The following is a 24586-nucleotide window of genomic DNA, read 5'->3' as shown; positions in this document are numbered from 1 at the left end:
TCACCACCGACAGTCGGCCCCGGGCGCCGCGATGCCCCGTCGTGTGAGCTCGGCCCTGGTCAGCCGGGGTGGGGGGCTGGCAGGATCGCCCACATGTCCTCGTTCTCCCGCATCGGCGGGCGCCGCGCCGTCCAGGGCGCGGTCGCCGGTGCCGTCGCCCTCGGGCTGCTGCTGTGGTGGCTGCTCCCCCTGGGCGAGGAGCCGCCGGGCGGGACGATCACGTTCAGCACGGGCATCCGCGCGGGGGTCTACCAGAAGTACGGCGAGCTGCTGCGCACCGAGCTGCGCAAGGACATGCCGGAGCTGAACGTGCGGCTGATGACGAGCGCGGGCTCCCAGGAGAACGTCGAGCGGGTGGCGTCCGGGGAGGCCGACTTCACCATCGCCGCGGCCGACGCGGTGGAGACGTACAAGCTCGCCGGCCGGCCCGGGGCCGAGGCGCTGCGCGGTGTCACCCGCCTCTACGACGACTACGTGCAGCTCGTGGTGCCCAGCGACTCGGACATCCAGTCCGTCGCCGACCTGCGCGGCGAGCGGGTGGCCATAGGGCCGCCGAACTCGGGGGTCCGGCTGATCGCCACCCGGCTGCTGAAGGCCGTGGGCATCGACCCGGAGACGGACATCAGGCCCAGCGCGGACGGTATCGACACCGGACCGGGGCGGCTGGGCGAGGAGCTGGACGCGTTCTTCTGGTCGGGCGGCGTGCCCACGGACGGGCTCCGGGAGATAGCGGAGACCTCGGCCTTCCGGTTCGTGCCCATCACCGAGGACCTCGTCACCAAGCTGCACGAGTCCGGCGGCGCGACCCGCTACTACCGCACCACCAACATGCCGGAGTCGGCCTATCCGACCGTGCAGAACGGCGCCGTGGTGCCCACCATGGCGGTGTCCAACCTGCTGGTCACCCGCGCGGACATGGATCCGCGGCTCACCGAGTGGCTGACCAGGACGGTGCTCGACAGCCGCGACGGCATCGGGGCGCACGTCCACTCCGCGCAGCTCGTGGACCTGCGCACGGCGATCTACACCGACCCGCTTCAGCTGCACGAGGGCGCCCGGCGCTACTACCGGTCGGTCAAGCCGTAGGACTCCGCCGGCTCCCCGCGGTTGCCCGAGCGCGGCACCGTGACCGTCACCGCCAGGCCGTGCGGCTCGTGGTGGGCGAACGTGATCGAGCCGTCGCCCGCCGCGAGCAACGCCCGGCAGATGGACAGGCCGAGGCCGGACCCCTTGATGTTCTGGTGCCGACCGCTGCGCCAGAAGCGGTCCCCCACGCGAGCGAGTTCGTCGTCGGTCAGCCCGGGGCCCTCGTCGGTGACGACGACGGTCGCCGAGTCACCGGTGGAGGCGACCGTGACGCGTACGGTCTCGTCGGCGGGCGTGAACTTCACCGCGTTGTCGATCACCGCGTCCAGGGCGCTGGAGAGCGCCACCGGGTCGGCCCACCCGGTGGTCGGCGGGCAGTCCCCCACCAGTCGTACGCCCTTGGCCTCGGCCGTCGGCGCCCAGGCGGCCACCCGCTCGGCGGCCAGCGCGCCGATGTCGGTGACCGCGAGGTCCGCCTGGGTGTGCTCGGCCAGCGCCAGGTCGAGCAGGTCGTCCAGGACCCGGGCCAGGCGTTTGCCCTCGGTCTGGACGGAGGCGATCTCCTCGTTGCCCTCGGGCAGTTCCAGGGCGAGCAGTTCGATGCGCAGCAGCAGCGCCGCGAGCGGGTTGCGCAACTGGTGCGAGGCGTCGGCGACGAAGGCGCGCTGCTGCTCCAGCACGTCCTGCACGTGGTCCGCCATCTCGTTGAACGACCGGGCCAGCCGCCTCAGCTCCGGCGGCCCCCCGGCGGGCGCGACCCGGGACTTGAGCCGCCCGGTGGCGATGTCGTGGGTCGTGGCGTCCAGGACGCGCACCGGCCTGAGCACCCAGCCCGTCAGCCGGAGCGCGGCGCCGACGGCGAGCAGCATCGCCGCCGTCTCCCCGGCGACGATGATCAGCCAGCCGCGCAGGGTGCGCGACGCCATCGCTTCGGTGGGCGACTCGGTGACCACGACGGCGACGACGTCCCCGTCCCGGATGACCGGGGAGGCGACCACCAGGGTGCCGTCCTGCCAGGGCCACACCTGCCGGGGGTCGTGACTGCGGCGGCTGAGCAGTGCCTCGTCGAAGGCTTCACGCACCTCGCCCGTCTGCGGCAGGAACCAGGTCGTCGGGGCGTTGGCCATCGGGATGTGGTTGCGGTAGAAGACGCCGGCCTTGATGCCGTACACCTCGTGGTAGCTGGTCAGCTCGGTCTGCAGGGTCTCCAGGCGCTCGTCCGTGCTGGTGGGCCGGGAGCCGCCCGGCGCCTTCTCGGTGACGAACTGGGCGAGCGCCGCGAAGCGCGCGGTGTCGTCCATGCGGTCGATGACGACCTTCTGCTGCTCCGCGCGGGCGACGCTTACGCCCAGGGGGACGCCCAGCGCGAGAAGTACGGCCGCCATCAGGACGATGAGCAGCGGAAGCAGCCGTGTGCTCACCCGGCCCCGCTACGCACCGGGGGCGACGAGGCGGTAGCCGACGCCGCGGACGGTCTCGATCAGCGCCGGCATGCGCAGCTTGGCGCGCAGCGAGGCGACGTGCACCTCCAGGGTGCGCCCGGTGCCCTCCCAACTGGTGCGCCAGACCTCGCTGATGATCTGCTCCCGGCGGAAGACCACCCCGGGCCGCTGCGCGAGCAGGGCGAGCAGGTCGAACTCCTTGCGGGTGAGCTGGACGGCCGAACCGTCCACGCTGACCTGTCGCGTCGGCAGCTCGATGCGCACGGCTCCCAGGCGCACCACGGTCTCGGTGCTCCCCGTGGTGTCCTCGTGGGCGGTGCGCCTGCTGACGGCGTGGATGCGGGCGAGCAGCTCTCCGGTGTCGTACGGCTTGACCACGTAGTCGTCGGCACCGAGGTTCAGGCCGTGGATGCGGGAACGGACGTCGGAGCGGGCGGTGACCATGATGACCGGGGTGGCGGTGAGCTTGCGGATCTTGCCGCAGACCTCGTAGCCGTCCTGGTCGGGCAGACCGAGGTCGAGCAGGACGACGCCGAAGCAGTCGCCGTCGGGGACGAGCGCCTGGAGCGCCTCCTCGCCGCTGCGCGCGTGGGTGACGTCGAAGCCGTGCCGGGCCAGGATCGCGGACAGGGCGGCGGCCACGTGGTTGTCGTCCTCGACGAGCAGCAGTCTCATCCGGGCTCCCTTCGGTTCATCGGCCGTACGTCTGGAGGGTTGATCGTCATGGTGGGCGGGCATCGGACGGGTGCGGAACCGCATGCACACGCGCGTGCGTCCTGTGCAGTGACGCCGATGGAAGGGGACGGCGTCAAGAGCGTTCCGGTTGCGGCCGCTCGAAGTTATCCGGCCGATATGCGCCCTGCTCACAAGTGCTACGACTCGTGTCCGATTGCTATCGGATCGTGATGCTCAGATTCCCCTCAGATATAGAGACGCAGGTCGATCGGCGTTACTACTGTCCTCCGAAACCGAGGAGGACGGAGCCCGAGAGCGATGACCGAAGTATCGGTGGCCAAGGAAGACAAGGCCTCGACCGGCGAACTGGTCGTCCTGAAGAGTGTCAACAAGCACTTCGGCGCGTTGCACGTGCTCCAGGACATCGACCTGACGATCACCCGCGGCGAAGTCGTCGTGGTCATCGGGCCCTCCGGGTCCGGTAAGTCCACCCTGTGCCGGACCATCAACCGCCTGGAGACCATCGACTCGGGATCGATCGCGATCGACGGCAAGCCGCTGCCCGCCGAGGGCAAGGAGCTCGCCCGGCTGCGGGCCGACGTCGGCATGGTCTTCCAGTCCTTCAATCTCTTCGCGCACAAGACCGTGCTCGAGAACGTCACCCTCGGCCAGGTCAAGGTCCGCAAGGTCGACGCCAAGAAGGCCGAGGAGAAAGCGCGCGCCCTCCTCGACCGGGTAGGCGTGGGCGCCCAGGCGGACAAGTACCCCGCGCAGCTCTCCGGTGGCCAGCAGCAGCGCGTCGCCATCGCGCGGGCGCTCGCCATGGACCCGAAGGTCATGCTCTTCGACGAGCCGACGTCGGCTCTCGACCCCGAGATGATCAACGAGGTCCTGGAGGTCATGAAGCAGCTCGCCGAGGAGGGCATGACCATGATCGTGGTCACCCACGAGATGGGCTTCGCCCGGTCGGCGGCCAACCGCGTGGTGTTCATGGCGGACGGCCGGATCGTCGAAGAGGCCACGCCGGACCAGTTCTTCAGCAACCCGCGCAGTGACCGTGCCAAGGACTTCCTGTCGAAGATCCTGCACCACTGAACCGGTGCGGCCCCGGCGCCCCGCGTCGCCCGCATCCGATCACCTGAACCTCTGATCGCCCGGTCATCCGATCGCCCGATCGCCGTTCGACCACAGTCAAAGGATGTTCACCATGAAGCTCCGCAAGGTCACCGCCGCCTCGGCCACCGTCCTCGCCCTCGCCCTGACCGCCACCGCGTGCGGCGGCGACGACTCCTCCGGTGACAGCGACAAGAAGATCACCATCGGCATCAAGTTCGACCAGCCGGGCCTCGGCCAGAAGACCCCGGACGGCTACGAGGGCTTCGACGTCGACGTCGCCACGTACGTCGCCAAGAAGCTCGGCTACTCCGAGGACCAGATCGAGTGGAAGGAGTCGAAGAGCGCCGACCGCGAGACCATGCTGCAGCGCGGTGACGTCGACTTCATCGCCGCGACGTACTCGATCACCCCCAAGCGCGAGGAGAAGGTCGACTTCGCCGGCCCGTACCTGCTCGCCCACCAGGACGTGCTGCTCCGCGCCGACGACGACAAGATCAAGTCGCCGGAGGACCTGAACGACGCGAAGCTCTGCTCCGTCACCGGTTCGACCTCGGCCCAGAACGTCAAGGACAAGCTGGCTCCCGACGCGCAGCTGCAGCCGTACCCGACGTACTCGGCATGCCTGCCCGGCCTGCAGAACGGTGCCGTCGACGCACTGACCACCGACGACTCGATCCTCGCCGGTTACGCTGCCCAGTCGCAGTTCAAGGGCAAGTTCAAGCTCGCCGGCTTCAAGCTGACGAACGAGAACTACGGCATCGGCGTGAAGAAGGGCAGCGACCTCAAGGACAAGATCAACAAGGCTCTCGAGGAGATGGTGGCCGACAAGTCCTGGGACAAGGCCGTCAAGGACAACTTCGGCCCGGCCAACTACAAGAACGAGCCGGCGCCGAAGATCGGCGACATCAAGAGCTGAGGCCGGGCCTGACAGGGCGCGCCGCCCTCGGGAAGAAGGGGCGGCGCGCCGGGGCGGGCGTCCCTACACGCGGAAGCGCGGGAGATCGTGTTCGACTTTCTGCAGGATTACGACCTGTTGGGAGCCTTCTGGACGACAGTGCAGCTCGCTGTGCTCTCGGCCGTCGGCTCCCTGATCTGGGGCACCATACTGGCCGCCATGCGGGTCGGCCCGGTGCCGTTGATGCGCGGCTTCGGGACCGCGTACGTGAACATCGTGCGAAACATCCCGCTTACGGTGATCATCCTGTTCACGTCACTGGGCCTCAACCAGTCACTGGGAGTGTCCCTCGGCGCGAACGACGTCGAGACGATCAACTTCCGCCTCGCCGTCCTCGGCTTGATCCTCTACACCTCGTCCTTCGTGTGTGAGGCGCTGCGCTCCGGTATCAACACCGTGCCCGTCGGGCAAGCGGAGGCGGCCCGTGCGATCGGGCTCAGCTTCGGTCAGGTACTCGGCAACGTGGTGCTGCCCCAGGCGTTCCGCTCCTCCGTCGTCCCCTTGGCCAACGTGCTGATCGCGCTGATCAAGAACACGACGGTGGCCGCGGCCATCGGTGTCGCCGAGGCCTCCCTCCTGATGAAGGAAATGATCGAGAACGAGGCCCAGCTGCTGTTGATCTCCGCGGTGATCGCCTTCGGCTTCGTGGTCCTGACGCTGCCGACCGGCCTGATCCTCGGCTGGGTGGGCAAGAAGGTGGCGGTCAAGCGATGAGTTCCGTCCTCTACGACGCCCCGGGCCCCCGCGCCAAGCGGCGCAACGTCGCCTTCACGATCGTTTTCGTGGTGGCCCTCGCCGCCCTGTTGTGGTGGATCTTCGGCACGCTCAAGGACAAGGGCCAGCTGGAGTGGGCCCTGTGGAAGCCGTTCTTCTCCGGCACGGAGGCGTGGTCCACCTACATCTGGCCGGGCCTGGAGAACACGCTCAAGGCGGCCGCCCTCGCGATGGTCATCGCGCTGCCGCTCGGCGCGGCCCTCGGCATTGCCCGTCTCTCGGACCACGTGTGGGTACGGGTCCCGGCGGCGGTCGTAGTCGAGTTCTTCCGGTCCATCCCGGTGCTGGTCCTGATGATCTTCGGCCTCGCCCTCTTCGCCGAGTACACCGACGTCAGTTCGGACGACCGCCCGCTGTACGCCGTGGTCACCGGTCTCGTGCTCTACAACGCCTCCGTTCTGGCGGAGATCGTGCGGGCGGGCATTCTCGCCCTGCCCAAGGGCCAGTCCGAGGCCGCCATGGCGATCGGCCTGCGCAAGGGTCAGCTGATGCGGACGATCCTGCTGCCGCAGGCGGTCACCACCATGCTGCCGGCCATCGTCAGTCAGCTCGTCGTCATCCTGAAGGACACGGCGCTCGGTGGCGCCGTCCTCACCTTCCCGGAGTTGCTCGCCTCGGCCAACACGATGAGCGGCTACTACGGCGCCAACGTCATCGCCAGTTTCACCGTGGTCGCCGTCATCTACATCGCGCTCAACTTCCTCCTGACGAGTTTCGCGAGTTGGTTGGAGAAGCGGCTGCGGCGGGCCAAGAAGTCGACCGGCGCGGTGCTCAAGGCCGATGACGCCGGTGTCACCGGATCCAATGCGACCGGCGCCGGGGGCAACGCCTGACACTCGGTCACCCCGCGTAACGCCAACGGAGGCAGTGGCATGATCGCCACTGCCTCCGTCGCTTGACGCAAGCAGCGCCAATGGGTTGCATACGTTCTGTGACCGTGCACCCTGCTCCAACGTCCTGTTCACCTACGTCCCCCGGGACACCGCCACGGGCAGGGGGCGCCGCACCGTGGACCCGGTGATCGTCACCGGAGCGGGGCCCGTCGGGCTCACGCTCGCCCTGGCACTGGCGCGGCAGGACGTGCCCTGCGTCGTCCTCGACGAAGGGCCGGGCAAGGACGAACCGCGCCCCGCGCGCACCGTCGTGCTGCGCGAGGACACCGTCGCCCTCGTCGAGCGGCTGACCGGAACACCGTTGACGGGGTCGGGCTCCCGTTGGGCCGGATGGCGGTCGATGCGGCGCAAGCAGGTGACGCGCGAGGTCGAATTCGGCGACGCCGACCCCGCGCCGCTGCACATCGCCCAGCACGAACTGACCGGCGTCCTGCGCGCCGCGCTCGCCCGCGAAGCGCTCGTGAAGGTCGCCGTCGACAGCCGTCTCGACGGCATCGAGCAGGAGGGTTCCGGCGTCACCGCCCACACCCGCGGACCCGCCGGCACCTGGTGGCGCGGCAGTTACCTGGTCGGCTGCGACGGCCCCCGCTCCACCGTCCGCAAGCTCCAGGACATCCGTTTCCCCGGCCGTACGGCGGTGGAACGATACGCCGTGGCCACGCTGCGTACGGAACTCCCGTGGACCGACGAGGCGCTGCTCCACCGGATGCCGCCGTGGCGGACGTCGGGCCCGTCGGCGGGAGAGATCGTCGGCCGCCCCCTGCCGGACGGTGTCTGGCGCCTGGACTGGCTGGTGCCGCCCGGCAAGGACCTGGTCACGCCGGAACTGCTGGTGAACCGCGTCCGTGAGACGCTCACCGGCTGGGCGGAGGGCGTCGCTCCGTCGTACGAACTCCTCGACACCGGCGTCCACACCGTCCACCACCGGCTGGCCCGCCGCTGGCGGGTGGGGCGCGTCTTCCTCGCCGGGGACGCGGCCCACCTCCTGGGCGCGCTGGGCACCCAGGGTCTGGAGGAAGGGCTGCGGGACGCCGACAACCTCGCCTGGAAACTGGCCCTGGCCTGGCATCACGGGCCGCGTGACGCGCTGCTCGACAGTTACCAGGAGGAGCGGCGTACGGCGATCGCCGCGCGGCTGCGCGCCGCCGACCAGGTACTTCCTCTGCTGCGCGGCGGCGGTGGCCTGCGTGCCTACGTGCCCGGCTCGTCACGGGGCAATGACACACTGCTCGCCGACGGCCACCTGGGGCGTGGAGCCCTGGGCGCGCCGGGGGCGTACGCCGACTCACCGCTCATGCCCGGGCGACTCGCGGGGGAGACGGTCGTCGGTACGTCTCCGGGTTCGCCCGTCAGCGACGTGCGGGTCACGGCCGAGGACGGCACGTTCGTACGGCTGCGCGACCGGCTCGGGCGCGGGGCGCTGCTGGTGGTGCTGGTCGCGCCGGGTACGGGGGTGTGGGACCGGAAGCACTGGGTGACCGCCGGGATCATGCCCCGGCTGGCGGCCGCGGTGACGGCGCTGCCGCACCACGCCGAACTGCTCGTCGCCGAGGCGTACCCGGGTGCCGCCGCCCACACCGTGCTGCTCGTGCGGCCCGACGGTCACCTGGTCTCGGCGCAGGGCGGCGTGCGTCCGGCCGACCTGTACGCGGCGGCGGAGACAGCGTTGGGCGGGGCGGCGAGCGCGACGGCCGCGGAGGACGGGGCGGAGGCGAGTGCGGTGGCCGGGTCCAGCCGCTGACCGGCGGGCACGGCCCGCGTCGATGACTCGTGGGTGACTGGTGGGCGACTCGTGGGCGACCGGCTGTGGCCGGTCGCCGTCCGCATGGTGTGGACCGAGAACGCCGGCTGCACGCCGAACAGGGACGCGCCTTCGGCCGGCACCACGTGCACGAGGTCCTCAACGAGTCGACCGAGTCGCACACGATCTCCGTACACGCCTTCTACCCGCCCCTGCCCCGCATCCGCCGCTACAGCCGCAGCGGCCACATCCTGCGCCTGGAGCAGGTCGAGCGCCCGGAGGACTGGCAGTGAGCGAGCCGACCGGAATCGGCGCACTGTTGGAGCGGGTACGCAGTGGCTACCTGCGGATCGGGCCGCACGAGGCGTACGACGCCGCCAGAGCCGGCACGGCGCTGCTGGTCGACAACCGTAACGCAGCCCTCCGCCAACGGGACGGTGTGCTTCCCGGCGCCCTGGTGATCGAGCGCAACGAGCTGGAGTGGCGCCTGGATCCGCGCGGCAGCCACCGTGTCCCCGAGGCCAGGGGCCATGCCCTGCGCGTCGTCGTCATCTGCGACGAGGGCCACGCCTCCGGCCTGGCCGCGGAGTCCCTGCACCGCCTGAGGCTGCGCCGGGCGACGGATCTGATCGGTGAGTTCCAGGCGTGGCGGGCGGCGGGACTGCCGGTCGCCACTCCATAGTCTGCCGGCCGGGCGCTCCCGAGACCCGGCGCCCCGGTACCGGTCAGAATCCCTCCTCGCCGAGGAACTCCGTGTCCTCGCCCTCCTCCTCCAACGCCTGGCGGACCACCCGCAGGGCCATGCCCTCGGGATAGCCCTTGCGGGCGAGCATGCCCGCGAGGCGGCGCAGTCTCTTGTCGCGGTCGAGGCCCCGGGTGGTGCGCAGCTTCCGGTCGACCAACTCGCGCGCGGTCTCCTCCTCCTGCTCGGAGTCCAGCCGGGAGACCGCCGCGTCGATGAGCGTGGCGTCGACGCCCTTGGTCCGCAGCTCCCTGGCGAGGGCGCGCCGGGCCAGCCCGCGGCCGTGGTGCCGGGACTCCACCCAGGCGGCCGCGAAGGCGCTGTCGTTGATCAGTCCGACCTCCTCGAACCGGGACAACACCTCCTGGGCGGCCTCGTCGGGGATCTCTCGTTTGCGCAACGCGTCGGCGAGCTGCTTGCGGGTGCGCGGGGTCCCGGTGAGCAGGCGCAGACAGATCGCCCGTGCCTGCTCCACCGGGTCCCGCGGAGGCTCCGCCTCTTCGGCCCTCGACGAGGAGGTGGCACCTCCGTCCTCCGCGGACGGCTCCGCGCGCTCGCGCCGCCGCCGTCCGCGCCCGCCGCCCGTTGTTCCGCGGCCCCGTCCGCCCGAGCGGCGCGCCTCGCCGTCACCGTGGCGCGCCTCGCCTCCGTCACCGGCGTCGACGGCGAACGAATCCGTCTCGTACGTGGTGACCGCCCAGTCGGTTCGTCGCGTCACGGGTCAGCTCTTGGCTGCCGCGGCCTTGGACTTGGTGGCCTTGGCGGTCGCGGGGGCGGGCACCGCCGGTGCGGGGTCGGCCGCGGCGGCGTCCGGTCCCGGCTCGGTGGCCGCCGGCTCCTCGGGACGCACTCCGACGCCCAGCTTCTCCTTGATCTTCTTCTCGATCTCGTTGGCGAGGTCGGGGTTGTCCTTCAGGAAGTTGCGCGCGTTCTCCTTGCCCTGGCCGAGCTGGTCGCCCTCGTACGTGTACCAGGCGCCGGCCTTGCGGACGAAGCCGTGCTCCACGCCCATGTCGATCAGGCCGCCCTCGCGGCTGATGCCCTGGCCGTAGAGGATGTCGAACTCGGCCTGCTTGAAGGGCGGCGCGACCTTGTTCTTGACGACCTTGCAGCGGGTGCGGTTGCCGACCGCCTCCGTGCCGTCCTTCAGGGTCTCGATGCGGCGGATGTCGATGCGGACCGAGGCGTAGAACTTCAGCGCCCGGCCACCGGTCGTGGTCTCCGGGGAGCCGAACATGACGCCGATCTTCTCGCGGAGCTGGTTGATGAAGATCGCGGTGGTCTTGGACTGGTTGAGCGCGCTGGTGATCTTCCGGAGGGCCTGGCTCATCAGTCGGGCCTGGAGACCGACGTGGCTGTCGCCCATCTCGCCCTCGATCTCCGCACGCGGCACGAGCGCGGCGACGGAGTCGATGACGATGAGGTCGAGGGCGCCGGAGCGGACCAGCATGTCCACGATCTCCAGGGCCTGCTCGCCGTTGTCCGGCTGGGACAGGATCAGGTTGTCGATGTCGACGCCGAGCTTCTGCGCGTACTCGGGGTCGAGGGCGTGCTCCGCGTCCACGAACGCGACCTGACCGCCGGCCTTCTGCGCGTTCGCCACGGCGTGCAGGGTCAGGGTCGTCTTGCCCGAGGACTCGGGGCCGTAGATCTCCACGACCCGGCCGCGCGGGATGCCGCCGACACCGAGGGCCACGTCGAGCGCGGTCGAGCCGGTCGAGATGACCTCGATGGGCTCCTTCGACCGCTCACCCATGCGCATGACCGCGCCCTTGCCGAATTGCCGTTCAATCTGTGCGAGCGCGGCGTCCAGCGCCTTCTCGCGGTCGGTTCCTGCCATGGGTTCCACCCGGTTTGCTTGATTCGATCGCTTCACGTCAAAGACGCTAATGCCTGCCACTGACAATGCGCCCCGATGCGGGTCCGGCCTGTGGATAACTCGGGCACTTCTCCGTCCAAACCCAGTCGAATCACCCGTCACGAGCCTCGCCGGAGCCTCCATAAGAATGGATGTTCGATTTTCGTGTCAAGCGCACCACGCGGCTCCTCCGAGCGTACGTCTGCCGGTCCGGCCGCCACGTGGTCAGAGTGCGGTCGCGACGTGAAGAGGGGGCACCATGGCCAAGATCAGCATCAGCCTTGACGCCGAACTGGTGGTGGAGGTGATGGTCCTGGCCGGCATCGGCTCGCCCCAGGACGCCGTCGAGGCGGTGGTGCGGGACTACATCGCCCGCGGCCACCGCACGGAGACCCGCACCGGCGGCACGGACCTCGGACTGCGGGAGGTCGACGCCAAGCCGCAGGAGCCGCAGGGCTGATCCCCCTAAGAGCCGGCCCCGTCCTCCGGCCTCTTGGCCCACAGCTTGCGCAGGCGCGTGGAACCTCCGGCCCCGGCCGGCCGGCGGATCCGGCGTCCGTGGACGCGCGGATCGTCCGTGACGTCGTAGCGCTTGACGTACGCCCCCAGGAACGCCTGCAGCGTGGCGATCGCCGGAATGGCGATCAGCGCACCGACCGCACCGAGCAGGGCGGTGCCCGCGACGACCGAGCCGAAGGCGACCGCGGGGTGGATGTCCACGGTCTTGGATGTCAGCTTGGGCTGCAGCACGTAGTTCTCGAACTGCTGGTAGATCACCACGAAGACCAGCACCCACAGCGCGTACCAGGGGTTGACCGTGAAGGCGATCAGCATCGGCAGGGCGCCCGCGAGATAGGTGCCGATGGTGGGGATGAACTGCGACACCAGGCCCACCCACACGGCGAGCGCGGGGGCGTACGGCACCTCCAGGAACTCCAGCAGGATGTAGTGCGCGACACCGGACACGAGCGCCATCAGGCCGCGCGAGTACAGATAGCCGCCCGTCTTGTCGACGGCGATCTCCCACGCGCGCAGCACCTCGGCCTGCCGCGCGGGCGGCAGGACGGAGCAGAGCGCGCGCCGCAGCCGGGGACCGTCGGCGGCGAAGTAGAAGGAGAACAGCAGGATCGTCAGCAGCTGGAAGAGCCCGCCGAGGACCTGGGCCGACACGTCCAGGACACCGGTCGCGCTGTTCTGCACGTAGTTGCGCAGCCAGTCGGAGCGGAGCAGGCCCTCCTGGATGTCGACCCGTCTCAGCTCGGTGTGGAAGTGGCCGTTGATCCAGTTGATGACGGAGTCGAGGTACTCCGGGAAGTCCTCGACCATCTTGACGATCTGGCCCGCGAGCATGGAGCCGAGCAGCGTGACGAACCCGGCGGCGGCGATCAGCACCAGGAGGAACACGAAGAAGGTGGCCAGTCCGCGGCGCATGCCGCGAGCGGCCATCCAGCTCACCGCGGGCTCGATGGCGAGGGCCAGGAAGAACGCGATGAGGATGTTGATCAGCAGGCCGGTGAGCTGGTGGAAGGCCCAGCTGCCCAGCTGGAAGACGGCGATGAGCGCGAGAGCGAGCACCATGGCGCGCGGCAGCCAGCGCGGCATGCGCGCACCCGGCCCGGCGGCGCCCGCGGGCGGGGGCGGAGCGGGCGGCGTCGTGCCGGTCGTGGATGCGTGCCGGGTCGCCTGTCCGGTCTCGTCAGTGGGTGCCACGGACCAAGTCTCGCCCACGCCGGGGACGGCGGAGTCCCGTTCGGTGATCTTCGTACCCGGTCAGCGCTGCTCCCGCGGCACGTTCATGACCGTGCAGACCACCCGCCACACGTCCTTGGCGTCCCAGCCGGCGTCCAGCGCCTCGTGCACCGTACGCCCGCCCAGCTCCGCCATCACGTGATCGCGCGCGAAGGTGTCGGCGTACCCCGGACCGAAGTGATCCGTCATCCGCTCCCAGAAGACCGTCAACCGCATGACTCCAGTATCCCGCCCCTGAGGGTGGGCCCTGTGCCGGGACCACCTACCGGGACCGCTTTCCGTCCTACGGTCTTGACCATGGCCGAAAACGGAGCTTCCCCACCCCCCACGACACCCCCGCCCCCGGCGGGGCGCTCTCCGCTCGCACGCGCGGAGCACTTCGTCTGGCTCACCGCGCGGGTGCTGGAACAGCGCCTGTTCGCGTACCACTTCCGCGGTGGCGACGCCGGTCCGGTGGAGAGCGCCCTGGACGCCTACCGCAACGAGGACGGCGGGTACGGCCACGGGCTGGAACCCGATCTGCGCGGCCCGGTCAGCCAGCCCCTGCACACCGCGCGTGCCCTGCGCGTCCTGGACGCCGTCGGCGGTTGCGGCGGGCAGCGCGTGGAGCGGATGTGCCGCTACCTGACCTCCGTGTCCACGCGGGACGGTGCCCTGCCCGCGGTCCACCCCAGTCAGCGGGGGTATCCGGCGGCCCCGTTCGTGCCGGTCGTGGACGACCCGCCCGGCGAGCTGCTCGCCACGGGGCCGGTGGTCGGCCTGCTGCACCGCAACGACGTCTGGCACGCCTGGCTGTTCCGGGCGACGGACTTCTGCTGGCAGGCGGCGGAGTCGCTGGAAACCTCTCACCCCTACGAGATCGAGGCCGCCGTGGCCTTCCTGGACAGCGCTCCCGACCGTCCCCGCGCGGAGGCGGCCGCCGGCCGGCTGGGCCGCCTCGTGCGCGGACAGCGTCTCGCGGTGCTGGACCCGGACGACCGCGACGCGTACCCGGTCTCCCCGGGCTACGCCCCGGGCGAGCACCACTTCCCCCACGACTACGCGGGCCACCCGCACTCCCTCGCGCGCGCGTGGTTCACGGACGACGAGATGGCCCGCTCCCTCGACTTCCTCGCCTGGGAGCAGGAGGAGGACGGGGGCTGGCCCGTCCGCTGGCGCCGCTGGGCACCCGCCCCCGCCCTGGAGGCCCGCCCCGGGGTGACGCTCGAGGCCCTGCGCACGCTCCGCGCGTACGGCCGCCCGATCGGCTGACGGCCGACCGGCCGACCGGGCTCGTCAGCCGCCCATGGCCCGTACGCCCGCGGTCACCACCACGGCCGCCGCGACGACGAGCAGGAACGGCGCGCGCAGGACCAGCGCCAGAGCGGCCGCGGCGACTCCCGCGGCCCGCGCGTCCAGCACCGGCGTCTGCCCGTCGGCGAAGGTCTGCTGCGCGGTGAGCGCGGCGAGGAGCGCCACCGGCAGCAGGGCGGCGAGGCGCCGGACCAGGGGCCGCTCCAGCGCGCCCGCGGGCACCAGCAGTCCGACGAGTTTGACGGCGTAGCACCCCACCGCTGTCACGCCGATCGCGATCCAGACGCTCAACGGACCTCCTCCCGCGCCGATTCCTGGCCGGCCCCGCTCCCACGGTGTCCGCGCGCCCAGAGGACGGCCGGGGCCGCCAGTGCGGCCACCAGAACCGGCACACCGGCGGGCAGGACGGGGAGCAGGCCCAGCCCCAGGAGGACGGCCAGGGCGGCGACCATCCGTTCCGTGGTCGTCCTCAGCATCGGCGCGAGCAGCGCCAGGAAGACCGCGGGCCCGGCGGCGTCGAGCCCCCAGGCGTCGGTGTCCCCGATGGCCTCCGCACCCAGCGCGCCGAGCAGGGTGGTGAGGTTCCACAGCAGGTACAGCGTGAGTCCGGTGACGGTGAACCCGATCCGGACGCCGCGCCGCGTGGACTGGGCGAGGGCCACGGCCGTCGTCTCGTCGATCACCCACTGCGCGGCGAACGGCCGCACCGCGCGCGGGAGGGCCAGCAACTGCGACAGCCGCAGCCCGTAGAAGGCGTTGCGCACGCCCAGGAAGAAGGCCCCCGCCGCCGCGGTGAGCGGATTGCCGCCGGCCGCCAGCGCCCCCACGAGCGCGAACTGGGACGCCCCGGTGAACACCAGGAGGCTGAGCGCGCAGGTCTGCGCCAGGGTGAGTCCGCTGCCGGCCGAGGTCACCCCGAAGGCGAACCCGGACAGTCCGACGGCGACTCCGACACCGAGGGCGTCCCGTACGACGGCGGCGTCCGGCTTGCCCTCCACGTTCGTCTCCGGGACTACTGTCTGATCTGTCACTCCTCGGACGGTAGGAGAAATCTCCGCCGCGCGTCTTGTACGTTCTTGCGCTCCCGCTGGTAGGCGCCGGGCGGCACACCCACGATCCGCGCGAAGTGCCGGTTCAGGTGCGGCTGGTCGGTGAAGCCCACGGCGGCGGCGGCCTCGGCCGGTGACGTCCCGGCGTCCAGCAGCCGCCGCGCCCGGCGCACCCGGGCGTCCGTCAGCCAGGTGTGGGGCGGCATCCCGTAGGCGTCCCGGAAGGCGCGCAGCAGCGCGAAGGGACTGCTGCCGAGCTCGGCGGCGAGCCGTTCCAGGCTCGGCGGGCCGGCCATCCGCTCCTCCAGCACGGCACGCGCGCGTGCCGCGATCCGCGCCCCGGCCGTCCGCACCTCCCGGCGCGGCAGCGCACCGCCGTTCAGCCTCAGCAGCCGGGTGACGACCACGCGCAGCAGGGTGTCGGCGGCGAGCGCGTTCCCCTCGTCGGCGGCCCGCAGCACGCGGTGCACCAGCTCGACGGTGTACGGGTCGTCGAGCACCGGCCTGACGAATCCGGGCGTCCCGCGCAGCGTGGTCGTCTCCGCCGCGATGCCGGCCACGAGCTCGGGCGCCGGGTAGACGGCACCGTAGCGCCAGCCCTCCGGTACACCGGCCCGGCCCGTGTGCGGGGTGTCCGGGTTGACGAGGGCGAGCGATCCTGCCCCTGCGTACTGGTCGCTCCCGCCGTGGTGGAAGATCTCCACGCCGTCGGCGATGGCGGCGATGACGAAGTGCTCGTGCGTGTGGCGGATGAAGGTCTTCCGTATGTACTGGGCCCGGAGCAGGTCGACGCCGGGCAGCTCCGGGTACCGCCAGTGCCGCGCCCGCTCACTCGATCCCGCCATGCGCCCATTCTCCGGCACCGCTTGCGCGCAGCCCCGTCGGACGGCAGGGACCGCCCGCCGCGCCCGTCCCAGGCTCCTGGCGACGCGACGCTGCCGCCCCGCCACCGCAGCCGCAACCGCGGGCACCGCGCATCCGCCCAGCTCAGGCCGATTGTCAGTGCTCGGGTGCACGATGGATCCATGGTCAGCTCCGCACACCGAGCCCTGGACGGCTTCTCCCCCGCGACCCGCGGCTGGTTCACGGGGGCCTTCTCCGCGCCCACCGCCGCCCAGGCGGGGGCGTGGCAGGCCATCTCGGAGGGCTCCGACGTCCTGGTGGTCGCCCCCACCGGCTCCGGCAAGACGCTGGCCGCCTTCCTCGCCGCGCTGGACCAGCTGGCCTCGACGCCGCCGCCCGCCGACCCCAAGAGGCGCTGCCGGGTCCTTTACATCTCCCCGCTCAAGGCCCTGGCCGTGGACGTCGAGCGCAATCTGCGCAGTCCGCTGACCGGCATCCGCCAGGAATCCGTGCGCCTCGGCCTGCCCGAGCCCGAGGTCAAGGTAGGTATCCGCTCCGGCGACACCCCGGCCGCCGAGCGCCGTGCCCTGTCCACCCGTCCGCCGGACATCCTGATCACCACCCCGGAGTCCCTGTTCCTGATGCTGACGTCTGCCACGCGCGACGCGCTGACCGGCGTCGAGACGGTGATCATGGACGAGGTGCACGCGGTGGCGGGCACCAAGCGCGGCGCCCATCTCGCCCTCACTCTGGAGCGGCTGGACGAGCTGCTGCCGAAGCCGGCCCGCCGCATCGGACTGTCGGCGACGGTCCGCCCCGTGGACGAGGTCGCCCGGTTCCTGGCCCCGCGCGGCAAAGTGGAGGTGGTCCAGCCGGAGTCGGGCAAGGAGTTCGACCTGTCCGTCGTCGTCCCGGTAGAGGACCTGGGCGAGCTGGGCGGCTCCCCGGTCGCGGACGGCAACGAGGGCGCGGAGCGACCGTCGATCTGGCCGCACGTCGAGGAGCGCATCACCGACCTCGTCCAGGCGCACCGCTCCACGATCGTCTTCGCCAACTCCCGGCGCCTGGCGGAACGCCTGTGCAACAGGCTCAACGAGATCGCGTACGAGCGGGCCACCGGCGAGCCGCTGGACGAGCACCACTCCCCCGCGGAGCTCATGGGCGGGTCGGGCGCCGCGCAGGGCGCCCCGTCCGTGATCGCCCGCGCCCACCACGGCTCGGTCTCCAAGGAGCAGCGCGCCCTGGTCGAGGAGGACCTCAAGGCGGGCCGTCTGCCCGCGGTGGTGGCGACGTCCAGTCTGGAGCTGGGCATCGACATGGGCGCCGTCGACCTGGTCGTCCAGGTCGAGTCGCCGCCCTCCGTGGCCTCCGGCCTCCAGCGCGTCGGCCGCGCGGGACACCAGGTCGGCGCCGTCTCCACGGGCGTGGTCTTCCCCAAGTACCGCGGGGACCTGGTGCAGGCGGCCGTGGTCACCGAGCGGATGCGCGACGGCGCCATCGAGGCGCTCAGAATCCCGGCCAACCCGCTGGACGTCCTGGCGCAGCAGATCGTGGCGATGACGGCCCTGGACACCTGGCAGGTCGACGACCTGCTCGCCACCGTCCGCCGCGCCGCCCCGTTCGCCTCGTTGCCGGAGTCGGCCTTCACGGCGGTCCTGGACATGCTCGCGGGCCGCTATCCGTCCGACGCCTTCGCGGAGCTGCGCCCGCGCGTGGTGTGGGACCGGGTGGCCGGGACGGTCACCGGCCGGCCGGGCGCGCAGCGCCTCGCGGTCACGTCCGGCGGCACGATTCCCGACCGCGGGCTCTTCGGTGTCTTCCTCGCCGGAGCCGACCCGAAGAAGGGCGGCGGCCGGGTCGGCGAGCTCGATGAGGAGATGGTGTACGAATCCCGCGTGGGGGACGTCTTCACGCTCGGCACCAGCTCCTGGCGGATCGAGGACATCACCCGCGACCGGGTGCTGGTCTCCCCGGCTCCCGGCGTGCCGGGCCGGCTGCCGTTCTGGAAGGGCGACCAGCTGGGCCGGCCCCTGGAGCTGGGCCGCGCGCTCGGCGCGTTCCTGCGCGAGGTCGGCTCCCTCGCCAAGGAGGACGCCCGGCTGCGCCTGGTCACCGCCGGGCTGGACGCCTGGGCGGCGGACAACGTGCTGGCGTACCTCGACGAACAGCGCGAGGCCTGCGGACACGTCCCCGACGACCGCACCATCGTGGTCGAACGGTTCCGGGACGAGCTGGGCGACTGGCGGGTCGTGGTCCACTCCCCCTTCGGCGCGCAGGTCCACGCCCCGTGGGCGCTGGCGCTCGGTGCCAAGCTGACCGAGCGGTACGGCATGGACGCGCAGGTCATGCACGCCGACGACGGCATCGTGCTGCGCCTGCCGGACGCCGACCTGATGGGCCTGGACTTCCTCGACCAGGACCCCGCGAAGCCAGGCCTCGAGTACGACGCCGAGAAGGCGCCCGTCGGCGCGGCCGACGTCGTCTTCGACAAGGGCGAGGTCGACCGGGTCGTCACCGACCAGGTGGGCGGCTCCGCCCTGTTCGCGTCCCGGTTCCGCGAGTGCGCCGCCCGTGCGCTGCTGCTGCCGCGCCGCAGCCCCGGCAAGCGCACCCCGTTGTGGCAGCAGCGGCAGCGCGCCGCGCAGCTGCTGGAGGTGGCGAGCGAGTACGGCTCGTTCCCGATCGTCCTGGAGGCGGTCCGCGAGTGCCTCCAGGACGTCTTCGACGTGCCCGGTCTGGTCGAGCTGATGGGCGACCTGGAGTCGCGCAAGGTGCGCCTGGTCGAGGTCACCACCCCGGAGCCGTCGCCGTTCGCCCGCTCGCTGCTCTTCGGCTACGTCGCGCAGTTCCTGTACGAGGGCGACTCGCCCCTCGCCGAGCGCCGGGCCGCCGCCCTGTCGCTGGACTCCCGGCTGCTGGCCGAACTGCTCGGCCAGGCGGAGCTGCGCGAGCTGCTCGACGCGGAGGTGCTGACCGAGCTGGAGCGCGAGCTGCAGTGGCTCACCGACGACCGCCGGGTGAAGGACCCGGAGGGCGTCGCGGACCTGCTGCGGGTGCTCGGCCCGCTCACCGACGCCGAGCTGGCCGAGCGGGGTGCCGAGCCGCGGTGGGCGCCGGAGCTGGCCGCCGCCCGGCGCGCGATCAAGGTGCGGATCGCCGGTGCCGACCACTGGGCGGCGATCGAGGACGCGGGGCGGCTGCGCGACGCGCTGGGCACGGCGCTTCCCGTCGGTGTCCCGGAGGCCTTCACCGAGCCGGTCAAGGACCCCCTCGGCGACCTGCTGGCCCGCCACGCCCGCACCCACGGCCCGTTCACGTCGGTCACCGCGGCGGCCCGCTTCGGTCTCGGCGTCGCGGTCACCGACGGCGCCCTGCAGCGGCTCGCCGCGGCGGGCCGGGTCGTGCAGGGCGAGTTCCATCCGGCCGGCATCGGCCAGGAGTGGTGCGACGCGACGGTCCTGCGCCGGTTGCGGCGCCGCTCCCTGGCCGCGCTCCGGCACGAACTGGAGCCGGTGCCGCCGGCCGCGCTCGGGCAGTTCCTCCCCCAGTGGCAGCACATCGGCAAGGGACACGCGCTGCGCGGCGTCGACGGGCTGGTCCGTGCGGTCGAGCAGTTGCAGGGCGCGTCGGTGCCCGCCTCCGCGCTGGAGAAGCTGGTCCTGCCGTCGCGGGTGGCGCACTACAGCCCGGCGATGCTGGACGAGCTCACGGCCGCCGGTGAGGTGGTGTGGGCCGGAGCCGGCTCGCTCCCCGGCAAGGACGGCTGGGTCTCCCTCTACCTCGCGGACGCGGCCCCCGTGCTCCTGCCGCCTCCGCATCCCCTGGAGACGACCGCTCTGCACGAGTCCGTCCTGAGCGCCCTCTCCGGCGGGTACGGCCTCTTCTTCCGTCAGATCGCCGACCAGGTCCGTGCGACCACCCACCCGGACGTCACCGATCCACAGCTGGCCGACGCCGTGTGGGAGCTGGCGTGGTCCGGACGGCTGACCAACGACACGCTCGCGCCCCTGCGCTCCCTGCTGGGCTCCGGCCGCACCGCGGGCTCCACCGCTCACCGCGCCAAGCGATCCGTGCCCCGCGGACGCTACGGCTCGCTCACCGCCGCCGCCCGGCCCGCCTCCCGCGGCGGCCCGCCGACCGTCGCCGGACGATGGTCGCTGCTCCCGGCTCGCGAGCCGGACACGACAGTGCGCGCTCACGCGCTGGCCCGCACGCTCCTCGACCGGCACGGCGTGGTGACAAGGGGGGCGGTCGCGGCCGAGGGCGTCGAGGGCGGTTTCTCGGCGGTGTACCGCATTCTGGCCGCCTTCGAGGAGAGCGGGCAGGCCCGGCGGGGCTACGTCGTGGAGGGGCTCGGTGCGGCGCAGTTCGCCATGGAGGGCGCCGTGGACCGGTTGCGTGCGGTGGCGAACGCCCGGGAGCGGGGGGAGGGCACCCCGGGACCGGCGCCCTTCGCCGGCGGCCCCGAAAGCCCGGCGGCACCCGACGGCTTCCCCGGCCCGGCCCCCGGCTCGGCCTGGGTCGGCCCTCACGACGGCACGTTCGACGCCCCGTCCGACGGCTTCCCGCCCGGCAGCCACGGGCCACCCGGCGATTCCGGCGCGCCGGCCCCCTCGGACGATGTCTTCGCGGACCCGGACGGGCTGGGCCGGGCCCCGTCCCGTGGCGACTACATCTCACCCCGCGACTACGCCGAGCCGGGCGCCGGCGGCCCGCGCGGCGCCGGCGCACCGGGCGGTCCCGGCGGCTTCGGAGGGCCGCCCCCCGGAGGCGCTGACGGCGACCGCGGCGGCCGGCGTGGTTCGTACGGCACCGGTTTCGCCGGCCGCCGCGGCCGTGCTCCCGCCGGTCCGCCCGCCGTCGTACTGGCCGCCGCGGACCCGGCGAACGCGTACGGCGCCGCGCTCCCCTGGCCCGAGCCCCCCGCCGGTTCCACACACAAACCCGGCCGCAAGGCGGGGTCCCTGGTGGTGCTGGTCGAGGGCGAGCCCGCGTTGTACATGGAGCGCGGCGGCAAGACACTCCTGCTGTGGCCGTCCGCCCCCGAGGGCCCGCCTACGGACGATGCCCGCCTGCGCGCGGCGACGGAGGCGCTCGCCGAGGCTGCCCGCGCCGGATCCCTCGGCACGGTCACGGTGGAGCGTGTCAACGGCGCGACGGCTCTGACCTCCCCGTTCGATCCGCTGCTGGAGAACGCCGGGTTCATCGCCACCCCGCGCGGTCTGCGCATCCGCGCCTGAGCCTGCCACCCTTGACCCATGCCCGAAGGAGACACGGTCTGGCAGGCCGCGCGGCGGTTGCACGACGCCCTCGCCGGCAAGGTGCTGACGCGCAGCGACTTCCGCGTCCCCCGCTACGCCACGGCCGACCTCACCGGCCGCGCGGTCCTGGACGTCACCCCGCGCGGCAAGCATCTGCTGGCCCGCGTGGAGGGCGGTCTGACGGTGCACTCGCACCTGCGGATGGACGGCTCCTGGAAGGTGTTCGCCACCGGCCGGCGCTGGAGCGGCGGCGCGGCGCACCAGATCCGCGCCGTGCTCGGCACCGTCGACCGCACGGCCGTCGGCTACCGCCTCCCGGTGCTGGAGATCCTCCGCACGGCCGACGAGGAGCGCGCAGTAGGCCACCTCGGCCCCGACCTGCTGGGCCCGGACTGGGACCCCGACCGGGCTCTGGCCAACCTGCTGGGCGACCCCGCCCGCCCCCTGGGCGAGGCCCTGCTGGACCAACGCAATCTCGCCGGTATCGGCAATGTCTACAAGTGCGAGCTCTGTTTCCTGCTCGGCGTCACTCCCTGGCTGCCCGTCGGGGAGCTGCCCGCCCCGCACGCCGCGAAGGTGCCCGCGCTGGCGAAGCGGCTGCTGGAGGCCAACCGAGACCGCCCGGTCCGCCGCACGACGGGCCTGCGCGGCGCGGACCTGTTCGTGTACGGCCGGGCGCCCCGGCCCTGCCTGCGCTGCGGTACCTCGGTCCGGGTGGCCGACCAGGGCGACGGTTCGCGTGAGCGTCCCACCTACTGGTGTCCGGCCTGCCAGGCCGGCCCCGCCCCCATCCGCGCCGCCACCGGCCCGCGGGGCGAGCCCGGGTGGCAGCGCGGGCCGCGCTGACTCAGCCGACGAGCAGGGCGTCCATCTGGCCGGCCGCCTCGCGCAGGCCCTCCTCCATGCCCATCTTCATCAGCTGGTCCATCTGCTCCCGGGTGTCGAAGACCGCCAGCATCTCCATGCGGGTGCCGCCGTCGCGCTCGGTGAGCGTGACCCTGGTCGCGGTCGTCGGCATGGCGACGTCGGGCACCCCGTCCTGGTCGGCGAACCCGTCGGTGAACTCCAGGGACCTCGGCGCGTCCACCGTGGCGACCCGCCACCAGCCGCGGTACTTGTCCCCCTCGGGTCCGGTCATGAAGTACGTGACGTCCCCGCCCGGGGTCAGGTCGTGCCGTTCCACCGTCGCCGGGTAGGTCGGCGGGCCCCACCAGCGCTCCAGCTGCCGGGGGTCGGACCACAGTTCCCACACCCGTTCCACGGGAGCGGAGAAGTCGGCGATCAGGGTGAGGGTCAGGTTCTCGAGGTCCTTGTTCAGACTGGTGACGCTCATCGTTCCGGTCCTTCCAGCGGGTTGGGCACGTCGGTTTCCGCTTCTCCGGCGAGCAGACGGGACATCCGCTCCACCCGCCCGCGCCAGGCGGTCTCGAGCTCGTCCAGTGCCTGACGGGCCCGGTCCACGGCGTCGGGATCGGTGCGCACGAGCTGCTCCCGTCCACGGCGCCGCTTGACCACCAGGCCGGCCCGCTCCAGCACCGCGACGTGTTTCTGCACCGCGGCGAAACTCATCGGGTAGGTCTCGGCCAGTCGCGACACCGACAGGTCGTCCCGAACGCAGCGGCGCAGGATGTCGCGGCGCGTCGTGTCGGCCAGGGCGTGGAACAGGCGGTCCACGCCGTCTTCGGCTGCTTCCGTTCCTTCGGAGACTCCATCTACAACCATTTGGTTGTACGTTAACTCCGTCGGGAGGCCTTGTAAAGCGCTGCGGGACCGAGCGGGGGTCATGCACCGCCCCTCGGCGATCCCCGGCCGCACACGGCCGCGAACAGGGCACGCCGCCACCGCCCCGCGCCGACCGCCCCCACCGCCTGCCGCCTGGGGACGCAGTGCACCGGCAGCACACTCAGCCCCCAGCCGCCTACCGCGACCGCCCCTTCGAGCACCCCGGCCCCCGGTTCGAGCGCCAGGCGCAGCACGGCCCACCACCACAGCGCGCCGGCCCCCAGCGCGGCCGCCCGGCGAGCGGCCGACGCCGACACCATGGCCGGGTCAGCCGTTCCCGGCCTGGAACATCCAATGCTGCTTCTCGAGATCGGCGGTGACCTGGATGAAGATGTCCTGGCTCACCGGGTCGGGGTCCCCGGTCGCCGCGATCCGCTCCCGCATCCGCGTGATCACCGCGCCCAGCGCGTCCACGATCGTCTGCACCGCGGTGTTGTCGTCGACCCAGCCGTCCGGCGTCACGTCGATGCCGCTGCCGACGGCCACGGTCGCGGCACGACCGTCGGGGGAGACTCCCAGCGCGGAGGCTCGCTCGGCCACGGTGTCCGAGTGCGTGCGCGCCGTGTCGACGAGTTCGTCGAGCTGGAGATGGACGGAACGGAACCGCGGGCCGACCACGTTCCAGTGGATCTGCTTGGCCACCAGGGCCAGGTCCACCAGGTCCACGAGGCCGCCCTGGAGCGCCTCGGAGACGGCCTTCAGGTCCGCGTCGGACAACGGGCTCTTCACGACGTACATCCACACCTCCGTCGGTCGCCCCCCGGCCGCAACCGCCACGGCCAGTCCCTCCACGATGACCGCACCGCCGAGGACCGGCAAACCGGGCACCGCCGACCGTCGCCGACGACGCTTCTGCCGCCGCGCACGCAAAAACCCCGACCGCACCTCTCCGGCTTCCCGGAGAAGCCCCGGCCGGGGCCTCACACGCACACGTTCGCAGCGCTCAGGCGGCGACGACGTCCACCGCCTCCGCGGGCGCCTTGATGGTCACCCGTTCCGGTGGCACACCGGTCACCGACACGGAACCAAGCATCGGGCGAACCGGCGCGGGAACGGTCTCGCTGGGCGTGGCCGCAGCGGACTGGGCCAGCTCGGCGAGCGCGAGCTCGTCGCTCACTTCCCGCATGAGTTCGGACATCCGTACGTCCAGCGCGTCGCAGATGGCGGAGAGCAGTTCGGAAGAGGCCTCCTTCTGCCCCCGCTCCACCTCGGAGAGATAGCCGAGTGAGACTCGGGCGGACGAGGAGACTTCGCGCAGAGTACGGCCCTGGCGTTGGCGCTGCCGACGCAGCACGTCACCCAGTAGGCGACGGAGCAGAATCATCGG

The 24586-nt window shown here is 72.1% G+C and carries 25 protein-coding genes and 1 pseudogene; 12 read left to right on the top strand and 14 right to left on the bottom strand.

The annotated features are described in order from the left end of the window. Positions 1–93 precede the first annotated feature (93 nt). Positions 94–1086: a TAXI family TRAP transporter solute-binding subunit gene (locus M6G08_RS16870; protein WP_272587976.1), complete on the top strand. Its 993-nt coding sequence runs from the start codon at positions 94–96 to the stop codon at positions 1084–1086. Here M6G08_RS16870 and M6G08_RS16865 read toward each other — a convergent pair. Together M6G08_RS16865 and M6G08_RS16860 are read right to left on the bottom strand one after the other, a co-directional pair. Continuing rightward, positions 1065–2507, bottom strand: coding sequence for a sensor histidine kinase (locus tag M6G08_RS16865; RefSeq protein WP_272587975.1), 1443 nt, complete (start codon positions 2505–2507; stop codon positions 1065–1067). The genes M6G08_RS16870 and M6G08_RS16865 overlap by 22 nt on opposite strands. 9 nt (positions 2508–2516) lie before the next feature. After that, a complete protein-coding gene (locus M6G08_RS16860) occupies positions 2517–3203 on the bottom strand; it encodes a response regulator transcription factor (RefSeq protein WP_272587974.1) in 687 nt (228 codons plus the stop codon). Between the two features lie 318 nt (positions 3204–3521). On the opposite strand from M6G08_RS16860, the gene M6G08_RS16855 reads away from it, so the two are divergent. The 7 genes and pseudogenes from M6G08_RS16855 to M6G08_RS16825 all read left to right on the top strand — a co-directional run bounded on the left by M6G08_RS16855 (position 3522) and on the right by M6G08_RS16825 (position 9364). Next, the gene (locus tag M6G08_RS16855) at positions 3522–4298 is read left to right on the top strand and encodes an amino acid ABC transporter ATP-binding protein (protein WP_272587973.1); all 777 of its coding nucleotides are present in this window, start codon (positions 3522–3524) and stop codon (positions 4296–4298) included. A gap of 112 nt (positions 4299–4410) precedes the next feature. Further along, the gene (locus M6G08_RS16850) at positions 4411–5235 is read left to right on the top strand and encodes a glutamate ABC transporter substrate-binding protein (RefSeq protein WP_272587972.1); all 825 of its coding nucleotides are present in this window, start codon (positions 4411–4413) and stop codon (positions 5233–5235) included. Positions 5236–5322: 87 nt separating this feature from the next. Beyond that, entirely contained in the window at positions 5323–5988 is a 666-nt protein-coding gene (locus tag M6G08_RS16845; RefSeq protein ID WP_272587971.1) for an amino acid ABC transporter permease, read from the top strand. Further along, the gene (locus M6G08_RS16840; protein ID WP_272587970.1) at positions 5985–6881 is read left to right on the top strand and encodes an amino acid ABC transporter permease; all 897 of its coding nucleotides are present in this window, start codon (positions 5985–5987) and stop codon (positions 6879–6881) included. Before M6G08_RS16845 ends, M6G08_RS16840 begins: the two co-directional genes overlap by 4 nt. Positions 6882–7056: 175 nt before the next feature. Next, a complete protein-coding gene (locus M6G08_RS16835; protein WP_272591359.1) occupies positions 7057–8682 on the top strand; it encodes an FAD-dependent monooxygenase in 1626 nt (541 codons plus the stop codon). Between the two features lie 86 nt (positions 8683–8768). Next, positions 8769–8975: pseudogene (locus M6G08_RS16830) on the top strand (cysteine dioxygenase); the annotation flags it as partial. Then, on the top strand, positions 8972–9364 hold the full coding sequence (locus M6G08_RS16825; protein WP_272587969.1) for a rhodanese-like domain-containing protein: 393 nt from the start codon (positions 8972–8974) through the stop codon (positions 9362–9364). The pseudogene M6G08_RS16830 and the gene M6G08_RS16825, both read left to right, overlap by 4 nt. Before the next feature lie 43 nt (positions 9365–9407). Here M6G08_RS16825 and recX read toward each other — a convergent pair whose 3' ends face one another. Both recX and recA read right to left on the bottom strand, forming a co-directional pair. Then, entirely contained in the window at positions 9408–10142 is a 735-nt protein-coding gene (recX, locus tag M6G08_RS16820; RefSeq protein ID WP_272587968.1) for a recombination regulator RecX, read from the bottom strand. 3 nt (positions 10143–10145) lie between these two features. After that, the gene (recA, locus tag M6G08_RS16815) at positions 10146–11264 is read right to left on the bottom strand and encodes a recombinase RecA (protein ID WP_336298998.1); all 1119 of its coding nucleotides are present in this window, start codon (positions 11262–11264) and stop codon (positions 10146–10148) included. A 277-nt stretch (positions 11265–11541) separates the two neighbouring features. Here recA and M6G08_RS16810 point away from each other — a divergent pair, with 277 nt between their 5' ends. Beyond that, complete coding sequence (locus tag M6G08_RS16810) at positions 11542–11742, top strand: DUF2191 domain-containing protein (RefSeq protein ID WP_272587967.1); 201 nt, start codon at positions 11542–11544, stop codon at positions 11740–11742. Positions 11743–11747: 5 nt separating this feature from the next. On the opposite strand, the gene M6G08_RS16805 is transcribed toward M6G08_RS16810, so the two are convergent. Together M6G08_RS16805 and M6G08_RS16800 are read right to left on the bottom strand one after the other, a co-directional pair. Further along, the gene (locus M6G08_RS16805; RefSeq protein WP_272587966.1) at positions 11748–12992 is read right to left on the bottom strand and encodes an AI-2E family transporter; all 1245 of its coding nucleotides are present in this window, start codon (positions 12990–12992) and stop codon (positions 11748–11750) included. Between the two features lie 60 nt (positions 12993–13052). Next, on the bottom strand, positions 13053–13247 hold the full coding sequence (locus M6G08_RS16800; protein ID WP_007445009.1) for a DUF3046 domain-containing protein: 195 nt from the start codon (positions 13245–13247) through the stop codon (positions 13053–13055). Between the two features lie 81 nt (positions 13248–13328). On the opposite strand from M6G08_RS16800, the gene M6G08_RS16795 reads away from it, so the two are divergent. Continuing rightward, a complete protein-coding gene (locus M6G08_RS16795; protein WP_272587965.1) occupies positions 13329–14282 on the top strand; it encodes a hypothetical protein in 954 nt (317 codons plus the stop codon). 24 nt (positions 14283–14306) lie between these two features. On the opposite strand, the gene M6G08_RS16790 is transcribed toward M6G08_RS16795, so the two are convergent. Genes M6G08_RS16790 through M6G08_RS16780 form a run of 3 tightly spaced genes read right to left on the bottom strand, consistent with a single transcriptional unit; the run spans position 14307 to position 16218 of the window. Continuing rightward, positions 14307–14615: an AzlD domain-containing protein gene (locus tag M6G08_RS16790; protein WP_272587964.1), complete on the bottom strand. Its 309-nt coding sequence runs from the start codon at positions 14613–14615 to the stop codon at positions 14307–14309. Then, positions 14612–15355, bottom strand: a complete 744-nt coding sequence (locus tag M6G08_RS16785) for an AzlC family ABC transporter permease (RefSeq protein WP_443048823.1) — start codon at positions 15353–15355, stop codon at positions 14612–14614. Before M6G08_RS16785 ends, M6G08_RS16790 begins: the two co-directional genes overlap by 4 nt. Further along, on the bottom strand, positions 15352–16218 hold the full coding sequence (locus M6G08_RS16780) for an AraC family transcriptional regulator (protein ID WP_443048822.1): 867 nt from the start codon (positions 16216–16218) through the stop codon (positions 15352–15354). Before M6G08_RS16780 ends, M6G08_RS16785 begins: the two co-directional genes overlap by 4 nt. 180 nt (positions 16219–16398) lie before the next feature. Between M6G08_RS16780 and M6G08_RS16775 the strand changes: the two genes are divergently transcribed. Both M6G08_RS16775 and M6G08_RS16770 read left to right on the top strand, forming a co-directional pair. After that, positions 16399–21456 carry an ATP-dependent helicase gene (locus tag M6G08_RS16775; RefSeq protein WP_272587962.1) on the top strand — a complete coding sequence of 1686 codons (5058 nt, stop codon included), beginning with the start codon at positions 16399–16401 and terminating at the stop codon, positions 21454–21456. 18 nt (positions 21457–21474) lie between these two features. Next, positions 21475–22323 (top strand): DNA-formamidopyrimidine glycosylase family protein, encoded by an 849-nt coding sequence (locus M6G08_RS16770; protein ID WP_272587961.1) that lies wholly within the window; start codon positions 21475–21477, stop codon positions 22321–22323. A gap of 1 nt (position 22324) precedes the next feature. Here M6G08_RS16770 and M6G08_RS16765 read toward each other — a convergent pair whose 3' ends face one another. The 5 genes from M6G08_RS16765 to M6G08_RS16745 form a co-directional block, all read right to left on the bottom strand. Continuing rightward, positions 22325–22810, bottom strand: coding sequence for an SRPBCC family protein (locus M6G08_RS16765; RefSeq protein ID WP_272587960.1), 486 nt, complete (start codon positions 22808–22810; stop codon positions 22325–22327). Then, positions 22807–23199: an ArsR/SmtB family transcription factor gene (locus M6G08_RS16760; protein ID WP_336298997.1), complete on the bottom strand. Its 393-nt coding sequence runs from the start codon at positions 23197–23199 to the stop codon at positions 22807–22809. The genes M6G08_RS16765 and M6G08_RS16760 overlap by 4 nt, the downstream gene beginning before the upstream one ends. A 59-nt stretch (positions 23200–23258) precedes the next feature. Next, positions 23259–23519, bottom strand: a complete 261-nt coding sequence (locus M6G08_RS16755; protein WP_272587958.1) for a hypothetical protein — start codon at positions 23517–23519, stop codon at positions 23259–23261. Positions 23520–23526: 7 nt separating this feature from the next. Beyond that, the gene (locus M6G08_RS16750) at positions 23527–23997 is read right to left on the bottom strand and encodes a Dps family protein (RefSeq protein ID WP_272587957.1); all 471 of its coding nucleotides are present in this window, start codon (positions 23995–23997) and stop codon (positions 23527–23529) included. Positions 23998–24202: 205 nt separating this feature from the next. Further along, complete coding sequence (locus tag M6G08_RS16745; RefSeq protein WP_007387871.1) at positions 24203–24583, bottom strand: helix-turn-helix domain-containing protein; 381 nt, start codon at positions 24581–24583, stop codon at positions 24203–24205. Positions 24584–24586 lie beyond the last annotated feature (3 nt).

This window comes from Streptomyces sp. M92, from assembly GCF_028473745.1.
In the GTDB taxonomy this organism is placed as follows: Bacteria; Actinomycetota; Actinomycetes; order Streptomycetales; family Streptomycetaceae; genus Streptomyces.
This window is presented reverse-complemented; position numbering and strand designations above follow the sequence as displayed.

Bases quoted from the DNA above. Each gene is read 5' to 3' on its own strand.
- M6G08_RS16860 (WP_272587974.1), bottom strand. From the start codon at position 3,203: ATGAGACTGCTGCTCGTCGAGGACGACAACCACGTGGCCGCCGCCCTG.
- M6G08_RS16850 (WP_272587972.1), top strand. From the start codon at position 4,411: ATGAAGCTCCGCAAGGTCACCGCCGCCTCGGCCACCGTCCTCGCCCTC.
- M6G08_RS16800 (WP_007445009.1), bottom strand. From the start codon at position 13,247: ATGCGGTTGACGGTCTTCTGGGAGCGGATGACGGATCACTTCGGTCCG.
- M6G08_RS16770 (WP_272587961.1), top strand. From the start codon at position 21,475: ATGCCCGAAGGAGACACGGTCTGGCAGGCCGCGCGGCGGTTGCACGAC.
- recA (WP_336298998.1), bottom strand. From the start codon at position 11,264: ATGGCAGGAACCGACCGCGAGAAGGCGCTGGACGCCGCGCTCGCACAG.
- M6G08_RS16755 (WP_272587958.1), bottom strand. From the start codon at position 23,519: ATGGTGTCGGCGTCGGCCGCTCGCCGGGCGGCCGCGCTGGGGGCCGGC.
- M6G08_RS16810 (WP_272587967.1), top strand. From the start codon at position 11,542: ATGGCCAAGATCAGCATCAGCCTTGACGCCGAACTGGTGGTGGAGGTG.
- M6G08_RS16775 (WP_272587962.1), top strand. From the start codon at position 16,399: ATGGTCAGCTCCGCACACCGAGCCCTGGACGGCTTCTCCCCCGCGACC.
- M6G08_RS16795 (WP_272587965.1), top strand. From the start codon at position 13,329: ATGGCCGAAAACGGAGCTTCCCCACCCCCCACGACACCCCCGCCCCCG.
- M6G08_RS16760 (WP_336298997.1), bottom strand. From the start codon at position 23,199: ATGGTTGTAGATGGAGTCTCCGAAGGAACGGAAGCAGCCGAAGACGGC.
- M6G08_RS16750 (WP_272587957.1), bottom strand. From the start codon at position 23,997: ATGTACGTCGTGAAGAGCCCGTTGTCCGACGCGGACCTGAAGGCCGTC.
- M6G08_RS16780 (WP_443048822.1), bottom strand. From the start codon at position 16,218: ATGGCGGGATCGAGTGAGCGGGCGCGGCACTGGCGGTACCCGGAGCTG.
- M6G08_RS16870 (WP_272587976.1), top strand. From the start codon at position 94: ATGTCCTCGTTCTCCCGCATCGGCGGGCGCCGCGCCGTCCAGGGCGCG.
- M6G08_RS16855 (WP_272587973.1), top strand. From the start codon at position 3,522: ATGACCGAAGTATCGGTGGCCAAGGAAGACAAGGCCTCGACCGGCGAA.
- M6G08_RS16765 (WP_272587960.1), bottom strand. From the start codon at position 22,810: ATGAGCGTCACCAGTCTGAACAAGGACCTCGAGAACCTGACCCTCACC.
- M6G08_RS16840 (WP_272587970.1), top strand. From the start codon at position 5,985: ATGAGTTCCGTCCTCTACGACGCCCCGGGCCCCCGCGCCAAGCGGCGC.
- M6G08_RS16745 (WP_007387871.1), bottom strand. From the start codon at position 24,583: ATGATTCTGCTCCGTCGCCTACTGGGTGACGTGCTGCGTCGGCAGCGC.